The following is a 6,000-nucleotide window of genomic DNA, read 5'->3' on the forward strand; positions in this document are numbered from 1 at the left end:
GTGCATTATTTGTGTTACTGTATAACACATCAAATGTACCCACACGCCCCGGAGGCCTTATGAAAGCTGGAATCCATCCCGACTACCGCACCGTGTTGTTTCACGACACCGCCGCCGACGTGTTCTTCCTGATCGGCTCCACCGCCGACAGCGACCGCACCCATAAACACAGCGACGGCAACACGTATCCCTACATCCCGCTGGACGTGTCCAGCGCTTCGCACCCGATCTACACCGGCCAACAACGCAAGACCCAGGCTGAAGGCCGGATTGCCGGGTTCAACAAGCGTTTCGCTTCGTTCGGTTCGAACCCGAAAAAAGCCGACGCGTGAGGGGTGCTCGTTTCACCTCGAAGGCCGCTCCGGTTTCTGGAGCGGCTTTTTTTATGCCTTGATATCGTAAGGCCATCACTTCCTGAAAAACCGACTAGACTCTTCAGTAAACGCCAGGAGGCCAGACCCGACCGTAAGGAATGCACGCCGACGATCCGAGGTGTCCCATGGGAGAGTCCGTCACATTTACCGATAGCGACCGTCCTGTGGTGCTGTTGATTGACGCCCACCCGGATGTTTTGCACAGCCTGACGCAATTGCTGCGCCTGGAACCCTTCGAACTGCACAGCGCCACCTGCGCGGCTGACGCGCTGACCCTGCTGGCCAGCCAACCGGTCGACCTGGTGATGAGCGCCGCGCGCCTGCCGGACATCGACGGCGCCTCGCTGCTGGCGCATATCCACCAAGCCTACCCTCACACCGTGCGTATCCTGCTGACCGGCGAGACTGATTTGACGCTGATCGTCAAAGCCATCAACGAAGGCCAGATCTACCGCTACCTCAGCAAACCCTGGAATGACGAAGAGCTGCTGCTGGCGCTGCGCCAATCACTGGCTCATCAACATTCGGAGCGCGAACGCGGGCGCCTGGAACAGCTGATTCAGCAGCAGAACGATGAGCTCAAACAACTCAACGCCTCCCTTGAAAAGCGTGTGGCCGCGCGCACCAGCGAACTGCAGCAGACCGCCGACATGCTCGACCTCGCCTACGAAGAGCTCAAGCACAGCTACGCCACCGGCACCGAAGTGTTTTCGTTACTGGCCAACCTGCGCCTGCCACGGGCCAAGCAGACCAACCGGCAGATCATCGAACTGGTGCGCACCTGGTGTGTTTCCCATGGTGTGGACGAGGCGAGCAACCGCGACCTGACCATGGCGGCCGCGCTCTACAACATTGGCAAGCTGAGCTGGAGCGACAGCATGATGGCCTCGCCCTCGGACCTGTTGCACAGCTCCGACCGCGAGCGTTATCGCGCCTACGCCACGCAAAGTGAATCGCTGCTGATGACCCTGGAGCCGATGAAAGACGCCGCACGCCTGATCCGTCATCACCAGGAACGCTGGGATGGCAGCGGTTTTCCCGACCACCTCAAAGGCGAGGCGATTCCCGCCGGTTCGCGCCTGCTCAAACTGGCGGTGGATTTTATCGAGCTGCAAAAGGGCCTGATCCTGGAACGCCAGATGAACAGCGACGAAGCGCTGCTGTACATCCGCAAATACGCCGGGCGGCTGTATGACCCTGAGATGGTCGAAGATTTTGTGCTGGTGTGCGCCACTTACCTCAATGACGTGACCCTGGGCGACCCGAATGTCAAAGTCCTCGGCACCCGCGAGCTGGAGGAGGGCATGGTGCTGGCGCGCAATTTGAACGCGGATAACGGCATGTTGCTGCTCAATGCCGGCAAGGTCCTCAACCTGCCGCTGGTGGACAAGTTGATCGCCTTTGAAACCATGGAAGGCGCGCGGTACAGCGTGTTTATCAAGGACACCGCTGTAATCCCGGGCTAAATGCAGATTAAAAATGTGAAAGCTGGCTTTTGTGGGAGCTGGCTTGCCTGCGATGCAAGCAACTCGGAGCATCAGGCAAACCGTGGAGATGCTATCGCAGGCAAGCCAGCTCCCACACAAGCCCGCTCCCACATTGGATTGCGGCGTGCCAGTTGGCATGTGATCCTTGCGCCTTTGTGTTCAAGGCGACCTTTAATGACTTCTACCATCCGCATCGCCGCCGCCCTGTTGATCGGCAGCGACGGCCAAACCCTGCTGGTGCGCAAGCGCGGCACCCAGGCTTTCATGCAGCCCGGCGGCAAAATCGACGCGGGCGAGCAGCCAGCAGAAGCCCTTGCGCGTGAATTGCACGAAGAGCTGAATTTGCAGATCGAACCCAGTGACGCCATTTACCTCGGCAACTTTTCCGCTCCCGCCGCCAACGAACCGGGTTTCACCGTGGAAGCCGAGCTGTTCCAGGTGCATATCGACGTGCCGGTGACGCCCGCCGCTGAAATTGAAGAAGTGCGCTGGATCGACCCCGCCGGCGACGGTGGCCTGCAACTGGCCCCGCTGACGCGTGACTTGATCCTGCCGTTTTATCGCGCGTCCCTTACGGCATGATCATTCGCACCTTGGGCGCTGGCGATGCCGAAGCCTATCGAGCGCTGATGCTGGAGGCTTACGGCGCCTATCCCCAGGCGTTCACCTCCAGCGTTGCCGAGCGCGCCGCAATGCCGTTGAGCTGGTGGGAAAAGCGTGTGGACAACCCGCTGGATCAGTTGCTCGGCGGCTTTGAGGGCGCTGAGCTGGCCGGGATAGTCGGCCTGGCCTTTGAACCACGCGAGAAGGCCAGGCACAAGGTGACCTTGTTTGGCATGTACGTGACCGAGGCCCATCAGCACAAAGGGTTGGGCCGCCAGTTGGTCGAGGCGGCGCTCGCCGAGGCCCGCCAACACCCGCGTCTCAAGCTGATCCAGCTGACCGTCACCGCCGGCAACGACGCGGCGTTTGCGTTGTACCAGCGTTGCGGGTTTATCAGGTACGGCCTGGAGCCACTGGCGGTGCGGGTGGGTGAGGATTACTTCGACAAGATCCACATGTGGCGCGAGTTGAAGACCGACTGAGATCCAACGCTGCAAACCCTGTTCAATGTGGGAGCTGGCTTATGTGGGAGCTGGCTTGCCTGCGATGGGATCCCCACGGTTTGCCTGATGCACCGAGTTGCCTGCATCGCAGGCAAGCCAGCTCCCACACAAGCCAGTTCCTACAGTGGGTCTAGCGAACTGCACTGACCCCATCCAGCGTCGAAAACGACGTGTCCTTGGCCGTCAGCAAAAAATCGCGCATATACGGCGCGTCCAGCATGTCCGCGCGGATCCCCGCATACAGCGTCGCAAACAAACCTTTTTCGCCCAACCGCTTGGCCTTCACGTAACCGCGCGAGCTGTATTCGTGCAATGCCCAATGCGGCATGCCGCATACGCCACGGCCGCTGGCCACCAGTTGCATCATCATTACAGTCAACTCCGAGGTGCGCACCTGGGCGGGTTCTACGTCGGCGGGTTCCAGGAAGCGGGTGAAGATGTCCAGGCGGTCACGCTCCACCGGGTAGGTGATCAGGGTCTCGGTCAGCAGGTCTTCCGGCACGATGTACGATTTGTGCGCCAGCGCATGCTGGTTGGCGACGGCCAGCATGGCCTCATAAGTGAACAGCGGCACATAGGTGATGCCCGGCAGTTCCAGCGGGTCGGACGTCACCACCAGGTCGAGATCGCCACGGGCCAGGGCCGGCAGCGGGGCGAAGGCGAAACCCGAGGCCAGGTCCAGCTCCACTTCGGGCCAGGCATCACGGAACTGGTCGATGGTCGGCATCAGCCACTGGAAGCAACTGTGGCACTCGATCGCCATGTGCAAACGCCCGGCGGTGCCACCGGCCAACCGCGCGATATCGCGCTCGGCACCGCGCAGCAGCGGCAGGGTGGCGTCGGCCAGTTGCAGCAGGCGCAAACCGGCGCTGGTGAAACGCAGCGGCTTGGTCTTGCGCACGAACAGCTGCATGCCCAGGCGCTCTTCCAGCTCCTTGAACTGGTGGGACAGCGCCGATTGGGTCAGGTGCAGGCGCTCGGCGGCTTCCACCAGGCTATCGGCTTCGCGCAAGGCGTGCAGGGTCTTGAGGTGACGGATTTCGAGCACGGGCTCTCCATGAAGACAATTTGTGGCGAATGGGAATTGAGTGAGTTTGTCTCATGTTGCGGGGCGTGTCGACAATGACCGCCGGGCACTCTTCATTAAACTGTCATGGAAGTGTGGCAGCGCGCTTGAACAAACTTCATCAGACTCGCGCTCTACTGGGGTTCTGCGTTTCGGTGTTTTTCATGCGCGTGTTGCTTTTACTGGCCACTCTATTGTTCGGCCTGCCGTCTTTTGCGGCTTCTCGATGTGATGTCAATGTCCCGACTCAAACAGTCGATCTGGCTCAGGTAAGCATTGCCTACCAGAGCATCGGCCGTGCATCCGACCCGGCGTTGTTGCTGGTGATGGGCCTGGGCGGGCAATTGATCCATTGGCCGGATGAAGTGGTGGTCGCCCTGTGCGAGCAAGGGTTCCGGGTGATTCGCTACGACAACCGAGACGTTGGCCTGTCAACCTGGCGCCAGGCGCCGGCCAGCGCCAACCTGACCTTTGAAGTGCTGCGCTACAAGCTTGGCCTGCCGGTGGCGGCGCCATACACGCTGACCGACATGGCCGACGACGCCCTGGGGTTGATGGGCGCTTTGCAGATCCAGCAATTTCACGTGCTGGGCGCGAGCATGGGCGGCATGATCGCCCAGCACCTGGCGGCCATGGCGCCGCAACGGGTGGAAAGCCTGACGCTGGTGATGACCAGTTCCGGGGCCGAAGGCCTGCCGGCACCGAGTGCGGCGCTGGTGCAGTTACTGTCGCGGCGCAGCGCCCCGAATCGCGAAGTGGCGCTGGAGCAACAAGCCGATCTGCTGGCGGCGCTGGGCAGCCCCTACGTAAAAGATGATCGCCAGATGCTGCTGCACCAGGCGGCGCTGTCCTATGACCGCGCGTTCAACCCCGACGGCGTGAAGCGCCAGATCATGGCAATCCTCGCCGAACAAAGCCGCGTGCCGTTGCTCAATCAGCTGCGCGTGCCGACGCTGGTGGTGCATGGCACGGCGGACCCGTTGTTGCCGGTGATGCACGGCGTGCATTTGGCGGCGCACATTCAGGGCAGCCAGCTGAAACTGATTCCCGGCATGGCGCATCGTTTCCAGGAAGCGTTCAAGGCGCCGCTGCTGACGGCGGTGTTGCCGTATCTCAAAGCTCATCGTGAAGATGCGGCGCACTGGGCGCAGATTGACTTGGGTGAGCCTTCGAAGGTGTTGTGAAGTTGGTGTATCGTGGAGCTTTTGCGGCGCATTGACGCCAGCGAGGTCTCCTGGTCATGAGTACTCCCCTGAAAATCGATTTCGTCAGTGATGTGTCGTGCCCCTGGTGCATCATCGGGCTGCGTGGGTTGACCGAAGCGCTCGATCAGCTTGGCGCTGAGGTGCAGGCCGAGATTCATTTTCAGCCGTTTGAGCTGAATCCGAATATGCCTGCAGAAGGGCAGAATATCGTCGAGCACATTACTGAAAAATACGGCTCCACCGCTGAGCAATCCCAGGCCAACCGCGAGCGTATTCGCGACATGGGGGCTGCGTTGGGGTTTGCTTTTCGCACGGATGGGCAGAGCCGGATCTACAACACCTTCGATGCCCATCGTCTGCTGCATTGGGCCGGGCTTGAAGGTTTGCAGTACAACCTCAAGGAAGCGCTGTTCAAGGCTTACTTCAGTGATGGGCAGGATCCGTCCGACCACGCGACTCTGGCGATTATTGCTGAAAGTGTTGGGCTGGACATCACGCGGGCGGCTGAGATTCTGGCTTCTGATGAGTATGCGGCTGAGGTGCGGGAAGAGGAGCAACTGTGGGTTTCACGCGGCGTGACTTCGGTGCCTACCATCGTCTTTAACGATCAGTACGCCGTCAGCGGTGGGCAGCCGGCTGAAGCCTTTGTCGGGGCGATTCGGCAGATCATCAGTGAAGCCAAGGGGTGAGTTTTTGTCGGTGGGTATGGGTGTATATCCGTTGCTGCGGTAACGGCTGAGTATGGTTCCGCTCTTACAGCGG

7 protein-coding genes are annotated in these 6,000 nt (G+C 60.6%); 6 read left to right on the plus strand and 1 reads right to left on the minus strand.

The annotated features are described in order from the left end of the window. Positions 1-59 precede the first annotated feature (59 nt). The 4 genes from BFW87_RS17140 (at position 60) to BFW87_RS17155 (ending at position 2,946) form a co-directional block, all read left to right on the plus strand. Positions 60-332 (plus strand): type B 50S ribosomal protein L31, encoded by a 273-nt coding sequence (locus BFW87_RS17140; protein ID WP_078740938.1) that lies wholly within the window; start codon positions 60-62, stop codon positions 330-332. A 167-nt stretch (positions 333-499) separates the two neighbouring features. Beyond that, entirely contained in the window at positions 500-1,840 is a 1,341-nt protein-coding gene (locus BFW87_RS17145) for an HD domain-containing phosphohydrolase (RefSeq protein ID WP_078740939.1), read from the plus strand. A 195-nt stretch (positions 1,841-2,035) separates the two neighbouring features. Continuing rightward, positions 2,036-2,443, plus strand: coding sequence for an NUDIX hydrolase (locus tag BFW87_RS17150; protein WP_078740940.1), 408 nt, complete (start codon positions 2,036-2,038; stop codon positions 2,441-2,443). Next, positions 2,440-2,946 (plus strand): GNAT family N-acetyltransferase, encoded by a 507-nt coding sequence (locus BFW87_RS17155; protein WP_078740941.1) that lies wholly within the window; start codon positions 2,440-2,442, stop codon positions 2,944-2,946. Before BFW87_RS17150 ends, BFW87_RS17155 begins: the two co-directional genes overlap by 4 nt. A 151-nt stretch (positions 2,947-3,097) precedes the next feature. Here BFW87_RS17155 and metR read toward each other — a convergent pair whose 3' ends face one another. Beyond that, positions 3,098-4,015 (minus strand): transcriptional regulator MetR, encoded by a 918-nt coding sequence (gene metR, locus BFW87_RS17160; protein WP_078740942.1) that lies wholly within the window; start codon positions 4,013-4,015, stop codon positions 3,098-3,100. 182 nt (positions 4,016-4,197) lie between these two features. Here metR and BFW87_RS17165 point away from each other — a divergent pair, with 182 nt between their 5' ends. Both BFW87_RS17165 and BFW87_RS17170 read left to right on the plus strand, forming a co-directional pair. Then, positions 4,198-5,217: an alpha/beta fold hydrolase gene (locus BFW87_RS17165; RefSeq protein WP_078740943.1), complete on the plus strand. Its 1,020-nt coding sequence runs from the start codon at positions 4,198-4,200 to the stop codon at positions 5,215-5,217. A 56-nt stretch (positions 5,218-5,273) separates the two neighbouring features. Continuing rightward, entirely contained in the window at positions 5,274-5,927 is a 654-nt protein-coding gene (locus tag BFW87_RS17170) for a DsbA family oxidoreductase (protein WP_078740944.1), read from the plus strand. The last annotated feature ends 73 nt before the right edge of the window (positions 5,928-6,000 follow it).

The sequence above is a fragment of the Pseudomonas fluorescens genome (assembly GCF_002022275.1).
Lineage (GTDB): Bacteria > Pseudomonadota > Gammaproteobacteria > Pseudomonadales > Pseudomonadaceae > Aquipseudomonas > Aquipseudomonas fluorescens_AJ.